This is a genomic window from Nocardioides lianchengensis, assembly GCF_900101465.1.
Taxonomy (GTDB): domain Bacteria; phylum Actinomycetota; class Actinomycetes; order Propionibacteriales; family Nocardioidaceae; genus Nocardioides; species Nocardioides lianchengensis.
This window is the reverse complement of the sequence record NZ_FMZM01000005.1, coordinates 296,998-321,146: the sequence shown is the minus strand read 5'-3', so window position 1 is coordinate 321,146 and position 24,149 is coordinate 296,998. Positions and strand designations below refer to the sequence as shown.

Annotated in this window: 21 protein-coding genes; 1 reads left to right on the top strand and 20 read right to left on the bottom strand. The window is 73.7% G+C overall.

Annotation, left to right across the window (positions count from 1 at the left end):
* From def to BLT76_RS11310, 8 genes are all read right to left on the bottom strand, one after another.
* Positions 1–546: a peptide deformylase gene (gene def, locus BLT76_RS11345; protein ID WP_090855422.1), complete on the bottom strand. Its 546-nt coding sequence runs from the start codon at positions 544–546 to the stop codon at positions 1–3.
* A gap of 74 nt (positions 547–620) precedes the next feature.
* A complete protein-coding gene (locus BLT76_RS11340) occupies positions 621–2,660 on the bottom strand; it encodes a primosomal protein N' (protein ID WP_170867024.1) in 2,040 nt (679 codons plus the stop codon).
* A gap of 47 nt (positions 2,661–2,707) precedes the next feature.
* Positions 2,708–3,898, bottom strand: coding sequence for a methionine adenosyltransferase (gene metK / locus BLT76_RS11335; RefSeq protein ID WP_090855419.1), 1,191 nt, complete (start codon positions 3,896–3,898; stop codon positions 2,708–2,710).
* A 99-nt stretch (positions 3,899–3,997) separates the two neighbouring features.
* On the bottom strand, positions 3,998–5,248 hold the full coding sequence (gene coaBC / locus BLT76_RS11330; protein ID WP_211752884.1) for a bifunctional phosphopantothenoylcysteine decarboxylase/phosphopantothenate--cysteine ligase CoaBC: 1,251 nt from the start codon (positions 5,246–5,248) through the stop codon (positions 3,998–4,000).
* A gap of 25 nt (positions 5,249–5,273) precedes the next feature.
* Positions 5,274–5,603, bottom strand: a complete 330-nt coding sequence (rpoZ, locus tag BLT76_RS11325; RefSeq protein ID WP_090855413.1) for a DNA-directed RNA polymerase subunit omega — start codon at positions 5,601–5,603, stop codon at positions 5,274–5,276.
* Positions 5,604–5,607: 4 nt separating this feature from the next.
* Positions 5,608–6,183, bottom strand: a complete 576-nt coding sequence (gene gmk, locus BLT76_RS11320; RefSeq protein WP_090855410.1) for a guanylate kinase — start codon at positions 6,181–6,183, stop codon at positions 5,608–5,610.
* Positions 6,180–6,506 (bottom strand): integration host factor, actinobacterial type, encoded by a 327-nt coding sequence (mihF, locus tag BLT76_RS11315; protein WP_090855406.1) that lies wholly within the window; start codon positions 6,504–6,506, stop codon positions 6,180–6,182. The genes gmk and mihF overlap by 4 nt, the downstream gene beginning before the upstream one ends.
* Before the next feature lie 102 nt (positions 6,507–6,608).
* Positions 6,609–7,082 (bottom strand): DUF3053 domain-containing protein, encoded by a 474-nt coding sequence (locus BLT76_RS11310; protein WP_139175490.1) that lies wholly within the window; start codon positions 7,080–7,082, stop codon positions 6,609–6,611.
* A gap of 33 nt (positions 7,083–7,115) precedes the next feature.
* On the opposite strand from BLT76_RS11310, the gene BLT76_RS11305 reads away from it, so the two are divergent.
* Positions 7,116–8,234: a M48 family metalloprotease gene (locus BLT76_RS11305; protein ID WP_090855400.1), complete on the top strand. Its 1,119-nt coding sequence runs from the start codon at positions 7,116–7,118 to the stop codon at positions 8,232–8,234.
* A 4-nt stretch (positions 8,235–8,238) separates the two neighbouring features.
* Here the strand turns inward: BLT76_RS11305 and pyrF are convergent, their stop codons facing one another.
* The 12 genes from pyrF to pyrR form a co-directional block, all read right to left on the bottom strand.
* A complete protein-coding gene (pyrF, locus tag BLT76_RS11300; protein ID WP_090855397.1) occupies positions 8,239–9,057 on the bottom strand; it encodes an orotidine-5'-phosphate decarboxylase in 819 nt (272 codons plus the stop codon).
* Entirely contained in the window at positions 9,054–9,851 is a 798-nt protein-coding gene (locus tag BLT76_RS11295) for a HisA/HisF-related TIM barrel protein (RefSeq protein WP_090855394.1), read from the bottom strand. The genes pyrF and BLT76_RS11295 overlap by 4 nt, the downstream gene beginning before the upstream one ends.
* Positions 9,848–10,651, bottom strand: coding sequence for an iron-sulfur cluster-binding protein (locus BLT76_RS11290; RefSeq protein WP_090855391.1), 804 nt, complete (start codon positions 10,649–10,651; stop codon positions 9,848–9,850). The genes BLT76_RS11295 and BLT76_RS11290 overlap by 4 nt, the downstream gene beginning before the upstream one ends.
* Positions 10,648–11,673, bottom strand: a complete 1,026-nt coding sequence (locus BLT76_RS11285; RefSeq protein ID WP_090855388.1) for a quinone-dependent dihydroorotate dehydrogenase — start codon at positions 11,671–11,673, stop codon at positions 10,648–10,650. Before BLT76_RS11285 ends, BLT76_RS11290 begins: the two co-directional genes overlap by 4 nt.
* A 145-nt stretch (positions 11,674–11,818) precedes the next feature.
* Positions 11,819–15,133, bottom strand: a complete 3,315-nt coding sequence (gene carB / locus BLT76_RS11280; RefSeq protein WP_090855385.1) for a carbamoyl-phosphate synthase large subunit — start codon at positions 15,131–15,133, stop codon at positions 11,819–11,821.
* A 1-nt stretch (position 15,134) separates the two neighbouring features.
* The gene (gene carA, locus BLT76_RS11275) at positions 15,135–16,337 is read right to left on the bottom strand and encodes a glutamine-hydrolyzing carbamoyl-phosphate synthase small subunit (protein WP_090855381.1); all 1,203 of its coding nucleotides are present in this window, start codon (positions 16,335–16,337) and stop codon (positions 15,135–15,137) included.
* Positions 16,338–16,517: 180 nt separating this feature from the next.
* Positions 16,518–16,691, bottom strand: a complete 174-nt coding sequence (locus BLT76_RS11270) for a YbdD/YjiX family protein (RefSeq protein ID WP_090855374.1) — start codon at positions 16,689–16,691, stop codon at positions 16,518–16,520.
* A complete protein-coding gene (locus BLT76_RS11265; RefSeq protein WP_090855371.1) occupies positions 16,688–18,784 on the bottom strand; it encodes a carbon starvation CstA family protein in 2,097 nt (698 codons plus the stop codon). Before BLT76_RS11265 ends, BLT76_RS11270 begins: the two co-directional genes overlap by 4 nt.
* Before the next feature lie 39 nt (positions 18,785–18,823).
* Complete coding sequence (gene hrpB / locus BLT76_RS11260) at positions 18,824–21,301, bottom strand: ATP-dependent helicase HrpB (RefSeq protein ID WP_090855368.1); 2,478 nt, start codon at positions 21,299–21,301, stop codon at positions 18,824–18,826.
* Complete coding sequence (locus BLT76_RS11255) at positions 21,288–22,583, bottom strand: dihydroorotase (RefSeq protein ID WP_090855364.1); 1,296 nt, start codon at positions 22,581–22,583, stop codon at positions 21,288–21,290. Before BLT76_RS11255 ends, hrpB begins: the two co-directional genes overlap by 14 nt.
* The gene (locus BLT76_RS11250) at positions 22,580–23,536 is read right to left on the bottom strand and encodes an aspartate carbamoyltransferase catalytic subunit (protein WP_090855362.1); all 957 of its coding nucleotides are present in this window, start codon (positions 23,534–23,536) and stop codon (positions 22,580–22,582) included. Before BLT76_RS11250 ends, BLT76_RS11255 begins: the two co-directional genes overlap by 4 nt.
* Positions 23,533–24,096 (bottom strand): bifunctional pyr operon transcriptional regulator/uracil phosphoribosyltransferase PyrR, encoded by a 564-nt coding sequence (gene pyrR, locus BLT76_RS11245; protein ID WP_090855359.1) that lies wholly within the window; start codon positions 24,094–24,096, stop codon positions 23,533–23,535. The genes BLT76_RS11250 and pyrR overlap by 4 nt, the downstream gene beginning before the upstream one ends.
* Positions 24,097–24,149 lie beyond the last annotated feature (53 nt).

The following is a 24,149-nucleotide window of genomic DNA, read 5'->3' as shown; positions in this document are numbered from 1 at the left end:
TCAGAACCCCAGCCCGTTGGTCGCGTGCGGGCTGACCTTGACCGTGGGCTTCTCCAGCCCGAACCACTCGGCCTCCCGGATCGCCTTCATCGCGGCCTTGCGGGTCTCCCCGTCGAGCCGGTCCACGAACAGCACGCCGTCGAGGTGGTCGGTCTCGTGCTGGATCGCCCGGGCGAGGTAGTCGGACCCCTCGATGGTCACCGGCTCCCCGTGCATGTCGAAGCCGTGCGCGACGACCCGCAGCGCCCGCAGGCAGTCGAAGCTCAGGTCGGGGATGGACAGACAGCCCTCCATGCCGTCCTGCTTCTCCTCCGAGAGCTCGAGGGTCGGGTTGACCAGGTGGCCGACCTCCCCCTCGACGTTCCAGGTGAAGACCCGCAGCCCGATGCCGATCTGCGGCGCGGCCAGACCCGCGCCCGGCGCGGCCAGCATCGTGTCGGTGAGGTCCTGGACGATGCGGTGCAGCTCCTTGTCGAAGCGGTCCACCACCAGGGCGGGCTTGCGCAGGACCGGGTCGCCGAAGAGCCGGATGGGTTGGATGGCCACCCGAGGAGTCTAGAGAGCCGGGTCGCCTGGCGCCGAGTCAGCACGACCGGCGCTGACTCGGCGCCCCCTGGCGCTCAGAGCGAGTAGGGGTCGACCTGGATCCGGACCGCGTCGAGCTTGCGGCTGGAGCGCACCCGCTGGAGCTGGCCGAGGGCGCGGGCCAGCTCGGCACCCAGCGCCCGGGGGACGCGGACGACGACCCGCGAGCCCTCCTCGGTCTCCACCGGGCCCAGCACCTCGGCTGCCGCGGGCAGGTCGAGCAGGGTGACCGCGTCGTCGACCGGGCCCGGCTCGCCGCTGATCGTGGCCAGCCGGGAGGCGGGCGGCAGGTGGGCGGCCTGGCGCTGGGTGGACTCGCGCTCGGCGAAGCCGGCGTGGTCCCAGCGCACCAGGGCCTGGAGCGCCGGGTGAGCGGCATCGCCCACGACGAGGGCCTGTCCGCCCGGGCGAACCAGTCCGACGGCATTGCTCCAGCGACGCAGCGCCTCCTCATCGGTGCGCAGGTCGGCGCGGCCGAGCGCCAGCCAGGCGTCCAGCAGGACGACCGCGGCGTACCCGTCCTCAGCCACCGGCTCACCCCCCGGGGTCGCGACCACCACCGCGGGCCGCCCGTCGACCCGGGCCACGACCCGGTCGCCCGACGAGGTCAGCACCCGGACCCCGGGGAAGGCCCGGCCGAGCTCCTCGGCGGTCCGGGAGTCGCCCACGACCGGGGCGCGCAGCCCGTGGTGGCCGCACTCGGCGCAGGCCCAGGCCTCGGCCTCGCTGCCGCACCAGCGGCAGGCCGGCGGCCGGGTCGGCCCCGAGAGCGCCAGGGGTCCGGCACAGGTCGTGCAGCGCGCGGGGGTGCGGCAGCGCTCGCAGGCCAGGCTCGGGACGTAGCCGGAGCGCGGCGTCTGCACCAGCACCGGCCCGCTGGCCAGGGCGTCGCGGACCAGGTCGCGCACCTGCAGCGGCATCCGCGCGGCCCGGGCGTGCGCGTCCCGCTCGACGTCGAAGTCGGAGGCGCCGGCCACGGTCACGGTCAGCGCCGAGCGGATGACGGCTCGAGGCGGGGCGAGGGGGCGGGCCCAGCCGGTGCGCAGCAGGTAGTCGGCCTCGACCGTGCGGGCGAAGCCGCCGACCAGCGCGGCGGCACCCTCCCGCTCCGCGCGCAGCAGCAGCACCTCACGGGCGTGCGGGTACGGCGCCCGCGGCTCGGCGTGCAGGTCGTCGCCGTCGTCCCAGATGGCGACCAGCCCGAGGTCGCGGACCGGGGCGAACCCGGCGGCGCGGGTGCCGACGACCACGCGACGGGCACCGCGGCTGACCGCGAGGAAGTCGCGGTAGCGCCGGGCCGGCCCCGAGTCGGCGGCCAGGGCCACGTGGTGGCCCTCTCCGAGCAGCTCGGTCAGCGCTTGGTCGACCCGGTCGAGGTCGCGCCGGTCGGGCACCACGAGCAGCGCGCCCCGGCCACCGGCCAGGGTCGCCGCCGCGGCGTGGGCGAGCAGCAGCGGCCAGTCGGTGCCGGGTGCGGCGCCCCACACGGCCCGGGGCGACCCGCCGGAGCGCAGGTGGGCCAGGAACGCGTCGGCGTGCTCGTGGTCGGCCCAGGCCGCGCGCCCCGCGTCGGCGACGTCGGGGGTCGCGGCGGGCGGGGGCGGCGAGGGCTCCTTCTCGGTGGTGGCGTGCCGGGCCGGGACCGCGAGGCGAAGCACGTCGGCGCGGCTGCCGGCGTACCTCTCGGCGACGGCGCCGGTCAGCGCCGCCACGGCGGGGGTCAGCACCGGCTCGGCGCCGACCACGCGGCGCAGCGGGGCGAGCCGGCCCGGATGGTCGGACCGATCGACGCGGGCGACGACGTAGCCGTCGACGTCCTGGCCGGCGAAGCGGACCTTGACCCGCACCCCGGGCTGCGCGGCCTCAGCCATGGTGACCGGGACGGCGTAGTCGAACGGCCGGTCGAGGTGGGCCAGGGGGACGTCGACCAGCACCTGCGCCACCGGCAGCACGCCGGTGATCTCGGCCTCGACGGCCTTGCGCTCGCGGGTGGCCCGGGCCTTCGCCTGGGAGGCCCGCACGGTCGCCCGCACCATGCCCGGCAGCAGCTCGGGCTGCTCGGGCTCGGGGGTCATGGCGGTATTCCTACCAGCCACCACCCCCGAGCCCGCAGGCGCCTGGATCAGGCCTGGACGGCGGCCTTCAGCGCGTCGGCGCGGTCGGTGCGCTCCCACGTGAACTCGGGCAGCTCGCGGCCGAAGTGGCCGTAGGCGGCCGTCTTGGCGTAGATCGGGCGAAGCAGGTCGAGGTCTTCGATGATCGCGGCCGGACGCAGGTCGAAGACGGCCAGCACGGCCTCCTGGATCTTCTCGTCCGAGACCGTGCCGGTGCCGAAGGTCTGGATGAAGACCCCGACCGGCTGGGCCTTGCCGATCGCGTAGGCGACCTGGGCCTCGCAGCGCCGGGCCAGGCCGGCGGCCACGACGTTCTTGGCGACCCAGCGCATGGCGTACGCCGCGGAGCGGTCGACCTTCGACGGGTCCTTGCCGGAGAACGCGCCGCCGCCGTGGCGGGCCATGCCGCCGTAGGTGTCGACGATGATCTTGCGGCCGGTCAGCCCGGCGTCGCCCATCGGCCCGCCGATGACGAACTTGCCGGTCGGGTTGACCAGCAGCCGGTAGCCCTCGGACGGGATGTCGAAGCTGGCCAGCACGGGGTCGATGACGTGCTTCTTCACGTCGGCCTCGAGCGTCTCGAGGGTGGTGTCCTCGGAGTGCTGGCTGGAGAGCACGACGGTGTCGATGCGGACCGGGCGGTCGTCGGCGTCGTACTCGATGGTGACCTGGGTCTTGCCGTCGGGACGCAGGTAGGCGAGCGTGCCGTCCTTGCGGACCGCGGTCAGCCGCTCCGAGAGGCGGTGCGCGATGGTGATCGGCAGCGGCATCAGCTCGGGCGTGTCGTCGCACGCGTAGCCGAACATCAGTCCCTGGTCGCCGGCGCCCTGCTTGTCCTTGGCGTCCACCGAGCCGGTGCGCGACTCGTGGCCGGTGTCCACGCCCTGCGCGATGTCGGGCGACTGGGCGCCGATCGCGATCTGGACGCCGCAGCCGCGACCGTCGAAGCCCTTGGCGCCGTCGTCGTAGCCGATCTCGACGATCTTCTCGCGGACCAGCTTGGCGATCGGGGCGTACGACGTCGTCGTCACCTCGCCGGCCACGACCACAAGGCCCGTGGTCAGCAGGGTCTCGACCGCGACCCGGCTGTGCTTGTCGTCGGCCAACAGGGCGTCGAGGACGGTGTCGCTGATCGCGTCCGCGATCTTGTCCGGGTGACCCTCGGTCACCGACTCCGACGTGAAGAGACGTCCAGCCACAGTGCTACTCGCTCCCGTATGTCAATGGTGCAGTTGGTTGGTGCAGATTCGTGCTGCGCGCACACCCTAGCCGTCGTCCCGCAGGCCGAGACGACGGTCTCAGCCGAGGCGCGTCGCGACCTGGTCCCAGATCACGTGCGCGAGGGCGCTCTTGGTGCCGCGCGGGACCTCGACGGTCGCCCCGTCGGCGGCCAGGATCACGGCCTCGTTGTCGGGGCTGCCGAACACCGCTCCCCCGCTGACGTCGTTGACGACCAGCAGATCGCAGCCCTTGCGGGCCAGCTTGGCGCGGGCCAGGTCGAGGACCGACCCGGTCGCATCGCCCGTCTCGGCGGCGAAGCCCACGATCACGCTGCCGGACCGGGTCCGGTGGGTGCTGATCTCGTGGAGGATGTCGGGGTTCTGCGCGAGCTCGATGCCCGGCGCCGAGCCGTCGTCGGACTTCTTGATCTTGGCGTCGCTGACGGTGGTGGGCCGGAAGTCCGCCGGGGCGGCCGCCATCACCACGGCGTCGGCGGAACCCGCCGCCGCGACGACCTCGGCCCGCAGCTCGGCCGTGGTCTCGACCCGGACCACCGTGACGCCGGCCGGGTCGGGCAGCGTCACGTTGGCGGCGACCAGCGTGACCTCGGCCCCGCGGGCAGCGGCGGCCCGGGCCAGGGCGTAGCCCTGCAGACCGGACGAGCGGTTGCCGAGGAAGCGGACCGGGTCGAGGTACTCGCGGGTGCCGCCGGCCGACACGACGAGGTGGCGTCCGGCGAGGTCGGTGAGCCCGGCGGTCGAGCCCATCGAGACTCCCCGGATGAGGACCTCGCGCGCCACCTCGAAGATCTCGCCCGGGTCGGGCAGCCGGCCCTTGCCGGTGTCGGCGCCGGTGAGCCGACCCTCGGCGGGCTCGAGGACGACGGCGCCGCGGGCGCGCAGCGTGGCCACATTGGCCCGCGTGGCGGGGTGCTCCCACATCTCGGTGTGCATGGCCGGGGCGAAGACCACCGGGCAGCGAGCCGTCAGCAGGGTGCTGGTCAGCAGGTCGTCGGCCTGTCCGTGGGCGGCCTTGGCGAGCAGGTCGGCGGTGGCGGGGGCCACGACGACCAGATCGGCGCTCTGGCCGATCCGGACGTGGGGCACCTCGTGCACCGACGACCAGACGTCGCTGGCCACCGGCCTGCCGGACAGCGCGGCCCAGGTGGGGGCTCCGACGAACTCCAGCGCCGCGGCGGTCGGCACCACGGTGACGTCGTGTCCCGACTCGCTGAAGCGTCGCAGCACCTCGCAGGCCTTGTAGGCCGCGATCCCGCCGGAGACGCCCAGGACGACCCGTGGCCGCGTCCCCGAGGGAGACGCGGCCACGTGGTCGGAGCTGGTGCTCAGCGAACTACTCGCTCGCGGGGAACGCGTCGGCGGCGGCGGCCTTGGCCGCGGCCTCCTCGGCCGCGAGCTCGGCCGGGTCGACGTCCTCGCAGGTCAGCAGGTCGTCGTTGATCTCGCGGAGCGCGATCGAGAGCGGCTTCTCCTGGACGTGGGTGTCCACGAGCGGGCCGACGTACTCGAGGAGGCCCTCACCGAGCTGGGAGTAGTAGGCGTTGATCTGGCGGGCGCGCTTGGCGCTGTAGAGCACCAGCTTGTACTTGCTGTCCGTCTTGGTCAGCAGGTCGTCGATCGAGGGGTTGGTGACACCCTCGGCGGCGATGTTCGGAGAAGACACGCGGTTACGCCTCACGATCAGTTGGGGATTGCACCATCAAGGCTACCAACTCCTCAGCGGCAGCGTGAATCTCGTGGTTGACGATGGTCACGTCGAACTCCGGCTCGGCGGCCAGCTCGTCGCGAGCGGTGACGAGCCGCCGCTCGCGCTCCTCCTCCGTCTCGGTGCCCCGGCCGACCAGCCGGCGCACGAGCTCGTCCCACGACGGAGGCTTCAGGAAGACGAACAGCGCGTCCGCCATCGTCTCGCGCACCTGGCGCGCACCCTGGAGGTCGATCTCCAGCATGGCCGGGTGCCCGGAGGCCAGGGCGAGCTCGACCGGCTGCCGCGGGGTGCCGTAGCGGGCCGCCTTGTGGACGACCGCCCATTCGAGCAGGTCGTCCTCGGCGACCATCCGGTCGAACTCCTCGTCGGAGACGAACCAGTAGTGGACGCCGTTCTCCTCCCCGGGGCGCGGCGGGCGGGTCGTCGCCGAGACCGAGATCCAGACCTCGGGGTGGGCGGCGCGCACGGCGGCCGCCACGCTCCCCTTGCCGACGGCCGTCGGGCCGGCGAGTACGACGAGGCGCGAGCGGCTCACGTGTCGTCGCGCGGGGCGAACTCGGCCTCGAGGGCCGCGACCTGCTTGGCCCCGAGCCCGCGGACCCGGCGGCTCTCGGCGATCCCGAGCCGCTCCATGACCTGGCGTGCGCGGACCTTGCCGAGCCCGGGCATCGACTGGAGCAGGTCGACGACCCGCATCTTGCCGACGACCTCGTTGGTCTGGCCCTGGCGCAGCACGTCGACGATCGAGGCGCCGGAGTTCTTCAGCCGGTTCTTGACCTCGGCCCGCTCCCGCCGGGATGCTGCGGCCTTCTCGAGAGCCGCCTGACGCTGTTCGGGGGTGAGTGGGGGCAGTGCCACGTGAGCGGGTCCTTCGTGAGGGGGGCGGCGTGAGAGGTCAATCTAGTCAGAACCCGCGGCGAGCGGCAATCGCGGCAACGAGAACATGTTCTACCCGATGTCCTACAGGGTGAGAGGTGTCTTGCACACGTCACGTGCCTGCTGCTGCAGGGCCTCGAGCGCGTCGGCGGTCTCCGGGGCGACCAGGGCCCGGCCCGCGGCGGCGATCCGGGACCGGTCCGCAGCGGACAGGTCGTCCGGCGGCTCGGCGGCGTCGTACGTCTGAGGGTCGACGTCGGCGTCCTCCAGCGCCTCCTCCAGGTCGTCGAGCCGCCCGACCACCTGCTGCCACTCGTCACGGATGTCGCCGGGGGCCTGCTCCTGCAGGTCGCGGAAGGCGTCCAGGGCCCCGAGCAGCGCGGTCGGGCCGCCGGCGGCGACGATCTCGGTGAGCTCCTCCTGGTGCTCCTGCACCGTGGCGCAGTAGTCCTCCGCAGGATCCCCGGCACAGGCCGTCAGCGGGAGCAGGACCAGCGCCAGCAGTGCCACCCCGCTCCGGGCGCGACGTCGTGCACGTCCGATCCTGTGGTTCCCCATGTCCCGGGACCCTACGTTCCCTAGGCTCCTCGGGTGGCCGAGCACCAGCGCCTGCGCGAGAGGGTCGACGCCCGCGTCGCCGCCGTCCTCGACCGACGGACCGTCGACCGCCTGTCGACGCCTTCGTCCAGGGCCGTGCCGCCGCCGGCCGCCATCATCGCCCTGGCGCTGGCCACGGTCGTCCACCTCTCGGTGCTCACCCTGCTCGCCGGCGGCGTCGGCCTGGTGGTGGCGGGCGACAACCTCGTCCAGCGCCTCGCCGGGATCGTCCTGCTGCTGCCCGTGCTGCTCCTCGTCCGGCGGCCCCACCGCGACGGCGCCGACGAGGTGACACCCGAGGCGGCCCCGGTCCTCACCGACCTCGTCGCCGAGGTGGCGGGCGCGCTCGGCACGCGGCCCCCGACGTACCTCGGCATCGACGAGGACACCAACGCCTACGCCCGCCGCAGCGGGCTGCGGACCCGGACCCTCGTCCTCGGCGCCCCGCTGTGGGTGGCGCTCGGTCCGCAGGCCCGGATCGCGCTGCTCGGCCACGAGCTCGGGCACTTCGCTCGGCGCGACGTCGTGCACGGCCGGTACGTCGGCACCGCGCTCGCCACCCTGCAGACATGGGCCGACGCCTCATCCCCCGGCGAGGAACGCGCGTCGAACCTCGGCCACACCCCGATCATCGCCACCGTCGCCCTCTGGCCGATGCGGATGGCGTCGACCGGCTCGCTCCGGGTGCTCGGGTGGGTCAACTCGGCCGCCTCCCGGCGTGCCGAGCTGCTGGCCGATCTCGAGTCGGCCGTCGTGGCCGGCACGCCCGCGACGATCGAGGTGCTGGAGCTCATGCTCGCGGCCGACGTGATCGACCGGGCCGCCAACCGGGCCGCCGTCGACCCGCGGCGTCCCGACCTGGCCGTCGAGATCCGCGCTCGCGTGACTGCCCTCGACGAGCGCGACCACGCGGAGGCCCTGCTCGCCTCCGGCGAGCGCAGCGGCATCGACCGCACCCATCCGCCGACCGGTGAGCGCCTGCGCCTGCAGCGTAGCCTGCCGCCCTCCCCCGGCACCATCGTCCTGGACGCCGAACGCGTCGCGGCCATCGACGGCGAGCTGCGTCCCTTCCTCGACGCCGCTCTGCGTCGCCGGGCCGACTGGTACCGCTGAGCGGCTACGCGGTCAGCTCGTCGTTCGCCCGTCGTACGGCGTCGCGCATCGCACCGGTGTCGGGGCCGAGCCGGAGCACCTCGCGCGAGGAGCTGGCCAGCACCGCACCGGCGGCCGGGCCGAAGATCCGGCGGATGTCGGCCGTGGTGCCGCCCTGGGCGCCGTACCCGGGGGCGAGGACGGGGCCGTTGAAGGCCAGGTCCTCGTCCGACTCCCCGATGGTGGCGCCGATGACCGCGCCGAAGCTGCCGAGCGGATCGGCGTCCGCGTTGAGACGGCGCAGGTGGTCGAGGACGGTGCCGGCCACCGTGGCGCCGGAGTCGGTGCGGGCGTGCTGGAACTCGGGACCCTCCTTGTTGGAGGTGAGCGCGAGGACGAAGACGCCCGCCCCGTGGGTGCGCGCGGTGTCGATCATCGGGTCCAGCGACCCGAAGCCGAGGAACGGGCTGGCGGTGATCGCGTCCGAGGCGAGCGGGGAGGCCGGGTCGAGGTAGGCGTCGGCGTACGCCTGGGAGGTGGAGCCGATGTCGCCGCGCTTGACGTCCATCAGCACCAGCGCGCCGGCCGCGCGGGAGTCGGCGACCACCCGTTCCAGGACGGCGACGCCACGGCTCCCGAAGCGCTCGTAGAAGGCCGACTGCGGCTTCACCACCGAGGCGTACGGCGCCACCGCCTCCACGACGGTCAGCGCGAACCGCTCCAGCCCGGCGACGTCGTCGGCGAGTCCCCACTCGTGCAGCAGCCCGGCGTGCGGGTCGATGCCGACACAGAACGGGCCGCGGTCGGTGATGGCGGCGTGCAGGCGGGTGCCGAAGGGGCTCATGGGGTCTCCTGGTCGAGCTCGGCCGCGATCCGCGCGGCGGTGGTGGGGTCGTGGAGCAGGGCGGTGCCGACCTGGATGGCCCGCGCCCCGGCGGCGAGGAAGCTGCGGGCGTCGGCGGTGGTGGCGATGCCCCCGCCCCCGATCACCGCAGCGTCCGGGAGGGCGGCGCACACCTCGGTGACGCAGCGCAGGGCCACCGGCCGGATCGCCGGGCCGGAGAGGCCCGCGGGCCGGCCGTCGGGCAGCGCGGCCGCCTGGGCGTCGCCCACGACGACGGCCGCGGCCCCGGCGTCGAGGACGCCCCGGGCGGTCTCGACGACGCGGAGGGGGTCGGGACGGAGCTTGGCGAGCACGGGGAGCCCGCGGGGCAGGTCCCGGACGACGGCGGCGACCAGGCTGGCCGCGTGGAAGGGCTCACCGCTGACGGCGACCTCGACCGCGACCGGGCCGGGCGCGCGGCCGAGCCGGCGGGCGATCTCGGTGTGCTCCCCCAGGCTCCGGCCGGTGATGGAGACGACGACGCGGGCGCCGGAGCGCACCAGCCAGGGCAGCTCGCTGGCCAGGAACGGCTCCAGGCCGGGGCTGGGCGGCTCGGCGTGGAGCAGGCCGGAAGGGGTCTCGACGACCCGAGGGGCCTCGGCACCGGACCGCGGGTCGAGGCTGATCGAGCGGGTGACGAAGGCGCCCAGGGTGGCCAGGTCGACGTACGGCTCCAGCTCGCGGCCGGTGCCGCCGCAGCCGGCGGCGACCAGCACGGGTCCGGGCAGCTCCAGGGCGCCCAGCGAGACGCTCATGCGAGCGCTCCCCAGCGGACCCGGTCGCCGCGGACCACCGGACCCTCGGTGCACGCACGCACGGTCCGGGAGACGCCGTCCTCGCCGACGACGGGCAGCGCGCAGCCGTGGCACAGACCCGTCGCGCAGGGCTGGGTCACCTCGACCGCGGTCTGACTCCAGGCGCCCTGGTCCTCGGCCGCGGCGGCCACGGCGTGCAGCGTCTCGTGGGGGCCGGCGGCGTACACGACCTCCGCGCGGGCGCGCGCCAGGGTCTCGACCACGACGTCGGCGACCCGCCCCTTCTGCCCCACCGACCCGTCCGCGGTGACGACGGTGACCGCGCGCGCCGAGCGCCGGGCCTCGAGGGCCGACAGCAGGTGGGCCTCGTCGCGCCCGGCGACCAGCAGGGTCACCGCGCAACCGCGCTCGCGGAGCCGCTCGGCCAGCGGGAACAATGGCGCGGCCGAGACGTCCTCGCCCACGAGCAGGCAGGAGACCGGCTCCTTGGGCAGCGCGAACGGCCGCCCCAACGGGCCGGTGAGGCCGACCTTCGAGCCGACCGGCAGCCCGGCCAGCCAGGTGCCGGCGACGCCGATCGGCTCCACGACCAGCTGCAGCGCGGGCCCGTACCCGCCGACCGGCCGGACCTGGTGGATCCAGTACGACCGGCGCGCGAGCCGGGCCGAGTCGGCCAGGGTGAGCGCGACGAACGTGCCCGGGCGGAAGCGCTCGGCGACACCCGGCGCCACCAGGGTGAGGTGGCGGTAGGCGCCCACCCGCTTGCTGTCGAGCAGCTCCCCGGTGACGTGCAGGCTCATCCCGAGATGCCCCGCAGGATCCGGCGCGGCCAGCCCGGGCCCTCGTAGACGAACGCCGTGTAGCCCTGGAGCAGGTCCGCGCCGGCGTCGAGCCGGTCGCGTGCGTCCTCGACGGTGGTGATGCCGCCGACGCCGACCAACGTCAGGTCGGGGCCGACCCGGCCGCGGAGCAGCCGAAGCACCGCCAGCGAGCGGGCCGTCAGCGGCCGGCCGGACAGCCCGCCGGCGCCGACGGCCTCGACCTCGGCGTCCGGGCTGGCCAGTCCGGACCGGGAGATCGTGGTGTTGGTGGCGATGATCCCGTCGAGGCCGATGGCCAGCGCCATGTCGGCGACGCCGAGCACGTCGTCGTCGGCCAGGTCGGGCGCGATCTTGACCAGCAGCGGCACCCGCGCCGCGGTCACCTCGTCCGCCGTACGACGCACGTGCTCCAGCAGCGGCTGCAGCTTCTCGACCGCCTGGAGGTTGCGCAGGCCCGGGGTGTTCGGCGAGCTGACGTTGACCACCAGGTAGTCGGCGTGCGGCGCCAGCAGCCGGGTGCTCTTGGCGTAGTCGGCCTCGACCGCGGCCTGGTCGTCGTCGGGCACCACCTTGGTCTTGCCGATGTTCACGCCGAGGACCGGTCCGGGGCGGCGGCCCCGGACCGCGAGCCGGGCGGCGACCGCCTCGGCGCCGTCGTTGTTGAAGCCCATCCGGTTGACCACGGCCCGGTCGGCGGTGAGCCGGAACAGCCGCGGCGTCGGGTTGCCGGGCTGGCCCTCGCCGGTGACCGTGCCGACCTCGACGTGGCCGAAGCCGAGCGCGGCCAGCGCGTCGATCCCGACCGCGTTCTTGTCGAAGCCCGCGGCCAGGCCGAGCCGGTTGGGGAAGGTCAGCCCCAGCGCGTGCACCGGCGCCCCGGGCTGCTTGCGGCGCGCCAGCACCGGACCGGCGGCCCGGATCGCCCGGAAGCCCAGGTGGTGGGCCCGCTCCGGGTCGATCCGGGTCGCGACGCGGTCGAAGAGCACGTCGTAGGCGGTCACGGCCTGGCCTCCCGCTGGTCGAGGAGGGACGAAGTCCCGTCTCGAAACCCGGTGAGAGGGACGACGACCCCGATCGAGGCCGACTCTCGGCACGAGGGGTTTCGAGACGGTTGCTGCGCAACCTCCTCAACCACCGCGGTCGCGTTCATCGCGCGGCCCACTCCTGCAGGGACCGGACGCCGATGTCGCCGCGGCGCATCGCCTCGATGCCCTGCACCGCGGCGCCCAGGCCCTGGACGGTGGTGATGCAGGGGACGTTGGCGCGGACGGCGGCGGTGCGGATCTCGTAGCCGTCCAGGCGGGCCTGGCCGCCGGTGCCCGCGCCGTACGGCGTGTTCACGATCAGCTGGATCTCGCCGTCGTGGATGAGCTGGACGGTGGTCCGCTCGCCGTTCGGGCCCTCGCCCTCGAAGTGCTTGCGCACGATCGTGGACGGCACGCCGTTGCGGCGCAGCACCTCGGCGGTGCCCTGGGTCGCGAGGATCTCGAAGCCCAGGTCGGCCAGCACCCGCACCGGGAAGATCATCGAGCGCTTGTCGCGGTTGGCGACCGACACGAAGATCTTGCCGCTGGTGGGCAACGGGCCGAACGCGGCGGCCTGGGACTTGGCGAAGGCCTTGCCGAAGTCGGTGTCGAAGCCCATCACCTCGCCGGTCGACTTCATCTCGGGGCCGAGGACGGTGTCGACCTGCTGGCCGTCGGGGGTGCGGAACCGGTTGAACGGCATCACCGCCTCCTTGACCGCGATCGGCTGGTCGGCCGGCAGGGTGCCGCCGTCGCCGGTCGCGGGCAGCAGACCGGCCGCGCGCAGCTCGGCGACGGTCTCCCCCAGCATCACCCGGGCTGCGGCCTTGGCCAGCGGCGTGGCGGTCGCCTTCGACACGAACGGCACCGTCCGCGAGGCGCGCGGGTTGGCCTCCAGGACGTAGAGGATGTCCGAGCCCAGCGCGAACTGGATGTTGAGCAGGCCGCGGACGCCGACCCCGCGAGCGATCGCCTCGGTGGCCTCGCGGATCCGCTCGATCTCGCGGGCGCCGAGGGTGATCGGCGGCAGCGCGCAGGACGAGTCGCCGGAGTGGATGCCGGCCTCCTCGATGTGCTCCATCACGCCGCCGAGGAAGAGCTCCTCGCCGTCGAAGAGCGCGTCGACGTCGATCTCGATGGCGTCGTCGAGGAAGCGGTCGACCAGCACCGGGGCCTCGCGGGAGATCAGCCCGGCGGCCACGTACTTCTCCAGGTAGGCCTGGAGAGCGTCGTCGCCGTACACGATCTCCATGCCGCGCCCGCCCAGGACGTACGACGGCCGCACCAGGACCGGGTAGCCGATCTCGGCGGCGATCCGCTGCGCCTCGGGGTACGACGTCGCGGTCCCGTGCTTGGGCGCCACCAGGCCGGCCTCCGCGAGCACCCGCCCGAAGGCGCCGCGCTCCTCGGCCAGGTCGATGGAGTCGGGCGAGGTGCCGACGATCGGGACGCCGGCGGCCGCGAGGCCCTGGGCGAGCCCGAGCGGGGTCTGGCCGCCCAGCTGGCAGATGACGCCGGCGATCGGGCCGGCCAGGGTCTCGGCGTGCACGACCTCCAGGACGTCCTCGAGGGTGAGCGGCTCGAAGTAGAGCCGGTCCGAGGTGTCGTAGTCGGTGCTCACCGTCTCCGGGTTGCAGTTGACCATCACCGTGTCGTAGCCGGCCTCGCTGAGCGCCAGGCTCGCGTGGACGCAGGAGTAGTCGAACTCGATGCCCTGCCCGATCCGGTTCGGCCCCGAGCCAAGGATGATGACGGCCGCCCGCTCGCGCGGGGCGACCTCGCTCTCCTCGTCGTAGGACGAGTAGTGGTACGGCGTCGCCGCCGCGAACTCGGCCGCGCAGGTGTCGACGGTCTTGTAGACCGGCCGGATGCCGAGCGCGTGCCGGACCCCGCGGACGACGTCGGCCGTCATGCCGCGGATCTTGCCGATCTGGGCGTCGGAGAAGCCGTGCCGCTTGGCCAGCTGCAGCAGGCCGGGCGTGAGCTCGGGCGCGGCGGTGACCTCCTCGGCGATCTCGTTGATCAGCACCAACTGGTCGACGTACCAGGGGTCGATGCCGGTGGCCTCGAAGATCTCCTCGGGCGTCGCACCCGCCCGGATCGCGTCCATGACCCGCTTGAGGCGGCCGTCGGTGGGCGTGGCGATCTCGGCCAGCAGCGCGGCCTTGTCGAGCTCGACGTACTCCTGGTGCCAGTCGAAGACGGCGTCCTTGGACTCCAGCGAGCGCAGCGCCTTCTGCAGCGCCTCGGTGAAGTTGCGGCCGATCGCCATCGCCTCGCCGACCGACTTCATGTGGGTCGTGAGCCGCTTGTCGGCGCCCGGGAACTTCTCGAACGCGAACCGCGGGACCTTCACGACCACGTAGTCCAGGGTCGGCTCGAAGGCGGCCGGCGTGCTGGAGCCGTCGGCGCGCACGGTGATGTCGTTGGGGATCTCGTCGAGGGTGTAGCCGATCGCCACCTTCGCGGCGATCTTGGCGATCGGGTAGCCGGTCGCCTTGGACGCCAGCGCGCTCGACCGGCTGACCCGCGGGTTCATCTCGATGACGATGACGCGCCCGTCGGCGGGGTTGACGGCGTACTGGATGTTGCAGCCGCCGGTGTCGACCCCGACCTCGCGGATGATGCCGATGGCCAGGTCGCGCAGGTGCTGGTACTCGCGGTCGGTCAGCGTCATCGCCGGCGCGACGGTGATCGAGTCGCCGGTGTGCACGCCCATCGGGTCGAGGTTCTCGATCGAGCAGATGATGACGACGTTGTCGGCCTTGTCGCGCATCACCTCCAGCTCGTACTCCTTCCACCCGATGATCGACTCCTCGATCAGCACCTCGGTGGTCGGGCTCGCGGCCAGGCCGGCACCGGCGATCCGGGCCAGCTCGGTCGCGTCGAAGGCGATGCCGGAGCCGGTGCCGCCCATGGTGAACGACGGCCGGATCACGACGGGGTAGCCGAGCTCGCCGACCGCCTGCTCGCAGTCGTCCATCGAGTGGCACACGAAGCTGCGCGCCACCTCGCCGCCGACCTTGTGCACGATCGCGTTGAACAGCTCGCGGTTCTCGCCGCGGTGGATGGCCTCGAAGCTGGCGCCGATCATCTCGACGCCGTACTTCTCCAGCACGCCGTTCTCGTGCAGCGCGATCGCCGCGTTGAGCGCGGTCTGGCCGCCCAGGGTCGGGAGCAGCGCGTCGGGGCGCTCCTTGGCGATCACCTGCTCGACGAACTCGGGCGTGATCGGCTCGACGTACGTCGCGTCCGCGAACTCCGGGTCGGTCATGATCGTGGCCGGGTTGGAGTTGACCAGGATCACCCGGATCCCCTCGGCCTTCAGCACCCGGCAGGCCTGGGTGCCGGAGTAGTCGAACTCGCAGGCCTGGCCGATGACGATCGGGCCGGACCCGATGACCAGGACGGACTTGATGTCCTCGCGCTTCGGCATCTCAGGCTTCCTCTCGGCTCACCGGGTTTCGAGACGGTTGCTGCGCAACCTCCTCAACCACCGGGGCACCGCTCATCAGGTCGACGAACCGGTCGAAGAGGTACGCCGCGTCGTGCGGGCCGGCGGCGGCCTCGGGGTGGTACTGGACGGAGAAGCTCTTCAATCGCCCCACCTCGGTGGCCGAGCCGGTCGAGGCCCGGAGCTCGAGGCCCTCGACGACGTCGTCGTTGAGGCAGACGTGGCTGACGCTCGCGACGCCGTACGGCGTGGTGGTGGGCGCGTCGAGCGGGGCGTCGACCGCGAAGCCGTGGTTGTGGGCGGTGACCTCGACCTTGCCGGTGGTGCGGTCCAGGACCGGCTGGTTGATGCCGCGGTGGCCGTACTTCAGCTTGTAGGTGCCGAAGCCGAGCGCGCGGCCGAAGAGCTGGTTGCCGAAGCAGATGCCGAAGTAGGGCAGGTCACGCGCGAGCGCGCCCTGCAGGACCTCGATCTGCTGCGTGGTCGCGGCCGGGTCGCCGGGGCCGTTGGAGTAGAAGAGCCCGTCGGGCTGCACCGCGAGGATGTCGTCGAGGGTCGCGGCGGCGGGCAGCACGTGCACCTCGATGCCGCGCTCGGCCATCCGGTAGGGCGTCATGGTCTTGATGCCGAGGTCCAGCGCGGCCACGGTGAACCGCTTCTCGCCGTGCGCGGGGACGACGTACGTCTCACTCGTGGAGACCTCGGTCGCCAGCTCGGAGCCGGCCATCTCACCCGACGCGCGGACCCGGTCGAGCAGCGCCGCGGGGTCGGTCTCGGTGCTGGAGATGCCGACGCGCATGGCGCCCCGCTCGCGCAGGTGGCGGGTGAGCGCGCGGGTGTCGACGCCGGAGATGCCGACGACGCCCTGGTCGCGCAGCTCGTCATCGAGCGAGCGCCGGCTGCGGTGGTTGCTGGGCACCCGGGCGGGGTCGCGGACGACGTACCCGGCCACCCAGATGCGGGAGGACTCGGGATCCTCGTCGTTCACGCCGGTGTTGCCGATGTGAGGAGCGGTCATCACCACCACCTGGCGGTGGTAGGACGGGTCGGTCAGCGTCTCCTGGTAGCCGGTCATGCCGGTGTTGAAGACCGCTTCGCCGAAGGTCTCGCCGGGGGCGCCGTAGGCCTCGCCGGTGAAGGTGCGACCGTCCTCGAGGACCAGGATCGCGGGGGCATGCGACGGCACGCCGTACCTCCTTCTCCGCCTCACGGGACGGATCGTTAAAGGATGTCGAACGGCCCTGACCCTACCAGCGGCCGCCGGTCGTTCCGGCACGCCGTCCGCTGGTGGCCGGTCGTCCTCGTCGAGCGACGCGAGATGGCTGCCCACGACCCCTGGCGGCGACCATCTCGCGTCGCTCGACGGTCAGCAGCAGCGACCCTGGGTGGACCGCTCGCGGTGGGCGTCGCGGTGGCGCTCGAAGGCGCGGCGGGTCATCGGCTCGGTGCCCTCCCGCTCACAGCGCTCGACGTAGGCGTCCCAGCGGGACTCGCCGGTGAAGTCGCGCAGGTAGCGGCGGACCGCGGCGAGTGCGCTCACCGGCCCGCCCCCACCGGCTCGCGCTCCTGCGCGCCGTCGGGCGGCAGCTGGGACGGCACGTGCGGGACCTCGGTGGTGGGCAGCGAGCCCGCGCGCAGGGCGCGGACCCAGATCACCGCGGCGTTGGCCACGATCACGATCACCAGCACGGCGAACGAGGCCTGGAGGACGCCGTTGACCGTGGAGTTGGTGATCACCGTGGCCATCTGGGAGGCGTCGGCCGCCGGGGCCAGGACCTCGCCGACGTCGCGGGCCTCGCGGTAGCGGTCGGCCTGGGCGAAGTAGCCGATGGTGGGGTCGGAGGAGAAGACCTTCTGGTAGCTCGCGGTCATCGTGGTGACCAGGTCCCAGGCCAGGGGTACGGCGGGCACCCAGACCCACTTCGTCCAGCCGTGCTTGAGGAACAGGGTCACGCAGAGGGTCAGCGCGATGGCCGCCAGCAGCTGGTTCGCGATGCCGAACAGCGGGAAGAGCTGGTTGATCCCGCCCAGCGGGTCGGTGACGCCGACGTACAGCATGTAGCCCCAGCAGGCGACGACCACGGCCGAGGCGCTCCAGGCGGCCGGCTTCCAGGTGGTGTCGGCGTACCGCTTCCAGACGTTGCCGACGGTGTCCTGGACCATGAACCGGCCCACGCGGGTGCCGGCGTCGACGGCGGTGAGGATGAACAGCGCCTCGAACATGATCGCGAAGTGGTACCAGAACGCGGCCAGGTTGCCGCCGAAGGCGTCGCTGAAGATGGTCGAGATGCCGAGGGCCAGGGTGGGGGCGCCGCCGGTGCGCGAGACCAGCTCCTCCTCCACGGCCGCGGCGGCGGCGTTCAGCTGGTCGGGGCTGAGGGTGAAGCCGAGGCCGTTGACGAACTCGACCGCGCCCTCGACGGTGCCCCCGGTCATCCCGGCCGGGGCGTTCATCGCGAAGTAGAGCCCCTGGTCGATGACCGAAGCGGCGATCAGCGCCGAGATGGCGACGAACGACTCCATCAGCATGCCGCCGTACCCGATCATCCGGACGTGGCTCTCCTTGCCGACCATCTTCGGCGTGGTGCCCGACGCGATGAGGGCGTGGAAGCCGGAGAGGGCGCCGCAGGCGATGGTGATGAACAGGAACGGGAACAGCTTGCCGGCGAACACCGGGCCGTTCCCCTCGGTGGCGAACGAGGTGACGGCGTCGTTCTGGAGGACCGGCGTGGCCAGCACCAGGCCGACGGCGAGCAGCAGGATGACGCCGATCTTCATGAACGTCGACAGGTAGTCGCGAGGCGTCAGCAGCAGCCAGACCGGCAGGATCGAGGCCACGAAGCCGTAGACCACCAGGCAGACCGTCAACGTCTCCTTGGAGAGGGTCAGGCTGTCGGCCAGGCCCCAGGTCTCGACGTACCCGCCGCCGACGATGGCGAGCAGCAGCAGGACCACCCCGATGCCGGTGACCTCCAGGACCCGGCCCGGGCGGACGAAGCGCAGGTAGCAGCCCATGAACAGGGCGATCGGGATGGTCAGGCCGATGGAGAACACGCCCCACGGCGACTCGGCCAGCGCGTTGACCACGACCAGCGAGAGCACCGCCAGGATGATGATCATGATGGCGAAGACGGCGATCAGCGCGGCCGTGCCGCCGACCACGCCGATCTCCTCGCGGACCATCTGGCCCAGGCTCTTGCCGTCGCGGCGCAGGGACAGGAACAGCACGACCATGTCCTGCACGGCGCCGGCGAAGATGACGCCGACGATGATCCAGAGGGTCCCGGGCAGGTAGCCCATCTGCGCCGCCAGGACCGGGCCGACCAGCGGCCCCGCGCCGGCGATCGCGGCGAAGTGGTGGCCGAAGAGCACCCGCTTGTCGGTGACCTCGAAGTCGGCGCCGTCGTCGAGCCGCTCGGCGGGCGTGGCCCGGGTGTCGTCGAGGCGGAGCACGGTCCGGGCCAGGAATCGGGAGTAGAAGCGGTAGGCGATCAGGTACGACGAGAGCGCCGCGAACAGGATCCACAGCGCCGAGACGTCCTCGCCGCGGCTGAGGGCGAGCACCGCCCAGCAGACGGCGCCGACGACGGCGACGAGCGTCCAGACGACGATGGAGCGGGCTTTGGGGGTCATGCAGCGCCTCCGGTCCGAGATGTGAGCGCGATCACTCCCTTATACCCGGCGCACACCTCGGGTAGGCGGGGCGGTCCACGGGTCCTCCGGCCAGGCGTGCTTCGGGTAGCGCCCGCGCAGCTCGGACCGCACCTGGGGGTAGCCCTGGGCCCAGAACGACGCCAGGTCGGCGGTCACCGCCACCGGTCGCCGCGCCGGCGAGAGCAGGTGCAGCAGCACCGGCACCCGGCCGTCGGCCAGCCGCGGTGTCTCCGCCCAGCCGAACGTCTCCTGCAGGCGTACGGCGAGCACCGGCTGCTCGGCGTCGTAGTCGACCCGGACCGCCGACCCGCTCGGGACCGCCAGCCGCTCGGGCGCGAGCTCGTCGAGCCGGCCCGCCTCGGGCCAGGGCAGCAGCCGGCGCAGTGCGGCCAGGACGTCGATGCGGCGCAGGTCGCGGGTGCCGCGGACCCGGGCCAGCTCGGGTCCGAGCCAGGTCTCGACGCTCGCGGCCAGGGCCTCGTCGGCGACGTCGGGCCACGGCGCGCCGAGGGTGCGGTAGAGGAAGTCCATCCGCGCCCGCAGGGCCCGGGCCGCGTCGGTCCACGGGAGCACCGCCAGTCCCTCCTGGCGGAGCCCCTCGCGCACCGCGGCGCCGACCCGCTCGGCCGGCGGCTCGGCGAGCGTGGCCGCGGCCAGCTCGATCGCGCCCAGCCGGGTGACCCTGCGCGCGACCACCCGACCGGACGACCAGGTCACCTCGTCGTCCTCGGTCCAGCGGGCCGCGGCCGCCTCGAGCGCGAGCCCCTCGTCGATCGGCGCGGCCGAGCGGATCGTCGCGTCACGCTGCCCCGGCCGACGGTCCACGTCGGCGACGGCCAGCCACTCCGCCCCGGCAAGAGCGGCTTCGCCGCGGGGCAGCACCGCGCCCGTCCCGCCCACCATCAGGTACGACGAGCCGCCCGGCCGCCGACGCGCGATCCGGTCGGGGTGGGCCAGGGCGACGACCGCGCCCACCGCGAGGTCGTCGGTGAGCCGCTCGCCGGGCTCGCCGGGCGGGGCGGACCGGACCAGCTGGTCGACGGCCGCCTTCCAGGCGGGTGAGCCGGACCCGCCCCGCCGTACCTGCCGCAGTGCGGCGCCCAGGTCTCCCCCGGGCGCCCGGACGTCCTCGGCGAGCAGGGCCACCACCTCCGCGGCCCGGCGGGGGCCGACCACGGGCGCGCCGTCGAGCAGCGCGCGGGCCAGGCGGGGGTCGGTCGGCACCCGGGCGATGGCCCGGCCGCGCTCGGTGACCGCGCCGGCGTCGTCCACAGCGCCGAGGTCGGCGAGCGTGGATCGGGCCGCAGCCAGGGCGGGCGCCGGCGGCGGGTCGGGCAGGGCGAGGCCCCGGCCGTCAGGACTCCCCCAGGCCGCGAGCTCCAGCGCGAACCCGGTCAGGTCGGCGACCGCGATCTCGGGCTCCGGGTGGGCCGCCAGGTGGGCGTGCTCGGCCTCGCCCCAGCAGCGGTACGCCGTCCCGGGCGCCTCCCGGCCCGCGCGACCGGCCCGCTGCTCGGCACCCGCGCGGCTGACCCGGACGGTCACCAGGCCGGCCAGACCGCGCCGGTGGTCGGTCCGCGGCTCGCGGGACAGCCCGGCGTCGACGACCACCCGGACCCCGGGGACGGTGAGCGAGGACTCGGCGACCGCGGTCGAGACGACCACCCGGCGCCGATCCCCCGCGGTCAGCGCCCGGTCCTGGTCGGCGGCCGGCAGCCGGCCGTGCAGCCGGTGCACCTCGGCGTCGCTCCCGCCGAGGCGGCGGGCCACCCCGTCGACCTCCGCGACGCCGGGCAGGAAGACGAGCACGTCGCCGTCCCGCTCCGCCAGCGCACGGCGGACGATCGCGGCGACGTGGTCGAGGAACGCCGGCGTCGGGCCGCGCTCGTCGTACGGGAGCACGCCGGGCGGCGGGGCGGCGTACACCGTCTCGACGCGGTGGAGCGCGCCCGGAACCTCGACCACGTCGGCCGCGAGCAGGTCCGCGAACCGCTGTGCCTCCAGGGTCGCCGACATGGCGACCAGCCGCAGGTCGTCGCGCAGGTTCTCGCGCACGTCGACCAGCAGAGCGAGCAGGAGGTCGGCGTCGAGCGCGCGCTCGTGCACCTCGTCGAGCACCACGGCCGCGACGCCCGGCAGGTCGGGGTCGCGCTGCAGCCGGCGGAGCAGCACCCCGGTGGTCACGAACTCGACCCGCGTCGCCGCGGACGAGCGGCGGTCGCCGCGGACGGCGTACCCGACGGACTCGCCGAGCGGCTGGCCGACCAGCGACGCGAGCCGCCGGGCCGCGGCCCGCGCGGCGATCCGGCGGGGCTGGGTGACGACCACCCGGCCCGGCCCGAGGTCGGCCACCGCGGGTGGGACCAGCGTGGTCTTGCCGCTGCCCGGCGGCGCCCAGAGGACCGCCGCGCCGCGGCCGCGCAGCGCGTCGGTCAGCGCCGGGAGACCGGCGCGGACGGGGAGGTCGACCTCCCCGAGTCGCTCAGACCAGGGCACCGTCGAGGACCGTCGGCCTCCCCCGGAGGAACGTCGCGACGACCCGGCCAGGCAGCTCCATGCCGCGGTACGGCGTGTTGCGGCTCAGGCTGGCCGACTCCGTCGGGTCGACGGTACGACGGGCCGCGGGGTCGTAGAGCACGACGTTGGCCGGCTCGCCGACCTCGATCGGACGCCCGTGGTCGGCGACCCGGCCGATCCGGGCCGGGGCGAAGGACATCCGCTCGGCGACGCCGGCCCAGTCGAGCAGGCCGGGGTCGACCATGGTGGCCTGGACGATCGACAGCGCGGTCTCGAGGCCGAGCATGCCGAACGCCGCGGCCGCCCACTCGCAGTCCTTGTCCTCGTGGGGGTGCGGGGCGTGGTCGGTGGCGACGATGTCGATCGTGCCGTCGGCCAGCCCGGCGCGCAGCGCCTCGACGTCGGCGGCGGTGCGCAGCGGCGGGTTGACCTTGTAGATCGGGTCATAGGTCGCGGCCAGCTCGTCGGTGAGGATCAGGTGGTGCGGACAGGCCTCGGCGGTGACGTCCCAGCCCTTGCGCTTGGCGTCGCGGACGATCTCCACCGAGCCCGCCGTACTCACGTGGCAGACGTGCAGGCGGGAGCCGACGTGGGCGGCGAGCAGGCAGTCGCGGGCGATGATCGCCTCCTCGGCGACCGCCGGCCAGCCGGTGAGCCCGAGCTTGCCGGAGAGCTCGCCCTCGTTCATCTGGGCGCCCTCGGTGAGCCGCGGCTCCTGCGCGTGCTGCGCGATCACGCCGTCGAAGGCCTTGACGTACTCCAGGGCCCGGCGCATCAGCACCGCGTCGCTGACGCACTTGCCGTCGTCGGAGAAGACCCGGACCCGGGCGGCCGAGTCGGCCATCGCGCCGAGCTCGGCGAGCTTCTCGCCCTGCAGCCCGACCGTGACCGCGCCGACCGGGTAGACGTCGCAGAAGCCGGCCTCGCGGCCCAGCCGCCAGACCTGCTCGACGACGCCCGCGGTGTCGGCGACCGGCTCGGTGTTGGCCATCGCGTGCACCGCGGTGAAGCCGCCCATCGCCGCGGCCCGGGTGCCGGTCTCGACGGTCTCGGCGTCCTCGCGGCCCGGCTCGCGCAGGTGGGTGTGCAGGTCGACCAGGCCCGGGAGGGCGATCAGGCCGGTGGCGTCGATGGTCTCGATACGCTCGCTGGCGCTCGCTGCTCGACCACCGAGGTCGGCGATCACCCCGTCGCGCAGCAGCAGGTCGGTCGGCTCCCCGCCGAGGACACGGACGTTCTTGATCAGGTAGGTGGTGCTCACTCTTCTCCTCCGACGGCGGGCTCGCTGCCGCCCAGCAGCAGGTACAGGACGGCCATCCGCACGGCGACGCCGTTGGTGACCTGCTCGACGATCACCGAGCGGCTGGAGTCGGCCACGTCGGCCGTGATCTCCATGCCGCGGACCATCGGGCCGGGGTGCATCACGATCGTGTGGTCCTGCAGGGTCGCCATCCGGCGCCCGTCGAGGCCGTAGCGGCGGGAGTACTCGCGCGCGGTCGGGAAGAACCCGCCCTGCATCCGCTCCCGCTGGACCCGCAGCATCATCACCGCGTCGGCCTTCGGGATCACCGTGTCGAGGTCGTACGACGTCTGCACCGGCCAGCTCTCGATGCCGACCGGCATCAGGGTCGGCGGCGCGACCAGGGTGACCTCGGCGCCGAGCGTGTTCAGCAGCAGCGCGTTCGAGCGGGCGACCCGGCTGTGCAGCACGTCGCCGACGATCGCGATCCTGCGGCCCTCCAGCCCGCCCGGCTTGGACTCGCCCAGGTGCCGCCACATGGTGAACGCGTCGAGCAGCGCCTGGGTGGGGTGCTCGTGGGTGCCGTCGCCGGCGTTGACCACGCTGGAGCGGACCCAGCCGGAGTTCGCGAGCAGGTGCGGCGCCCCGCTGGCGCCGTGGCGTACGACGACCGCGTCGGCGCCCATCGCCTCGAGGGTCAGCGCGGTGTCCTTGAGCGACTCGCCCTTCGACAGCGACGAGCCCTTCGCGGCGAAGTTGATGACGTCGGCGCTCAGCCGCTTGGCGGCCGCCTCGAAGGAGATCCGGGTGCGGGTGGAGTCCTCGAAGAACAGGTTGACCACCGTGCGGCCGCGCAGCGCGGGCAGCTTCTTGATCGGCCGGTCGGCCAGCTCGCGCAGCTCGGCCGCCGTGCTCAGGATCAGCTCGGCGTCGTCGCGGGTCAGGTCGCCCGCGCTCAGCAGGTGCCGCTTCACGAGGCCACCTCCCCGAAGATCGTGACCGCGTCCGCGTCGTCGACGCCCGCGAGCGTCACCTTCACCCGCTCGACCAGGCTGGTGGGCAGGTTCTTGCCGACGAAGTCGGCACGGATCGGCAGCTCGCGGTGGCCGCGATCCACCAGCACGGCCAGCCGCACGGCCCGGGGCCGGCCGATGTCGTTGAGCGCGTCCAGGGCGGCCCGGATGGTCCGCCCGGAGAACAGCACGTCGTCGACCAGGACGACCGTCCGGCCGTCGATGCCGCCGGGCGGCAGCTTGGTCGGCAGCAGCGCGCGGGCCGGCTTCATGCGCAGGTCGTCGCGGTACATCGTCACGTCGAGCGAGCCGACGGGGACGTCGTACCCCTCGACGGAGGCGATGCGCTCGGCGATCCGCTCGGCCAGCGGGACCCCACGACTGGGGATGCCGAGAAGGACGAGGTCGTCGGCGCCCTTGTTGCGCTCGAGGATCTCGTGGGAGATGCGGGTCAGTGCTCGGGTGATGTCACGAGCGTCGAGGACCACGCGGCCGGTGCTGGGTTCAGGGGGTGCAGACACGAGGTGTCGGACTCCTTCTCCGCCTCACGGGACGGCTCGTTAAAGGATGTCGA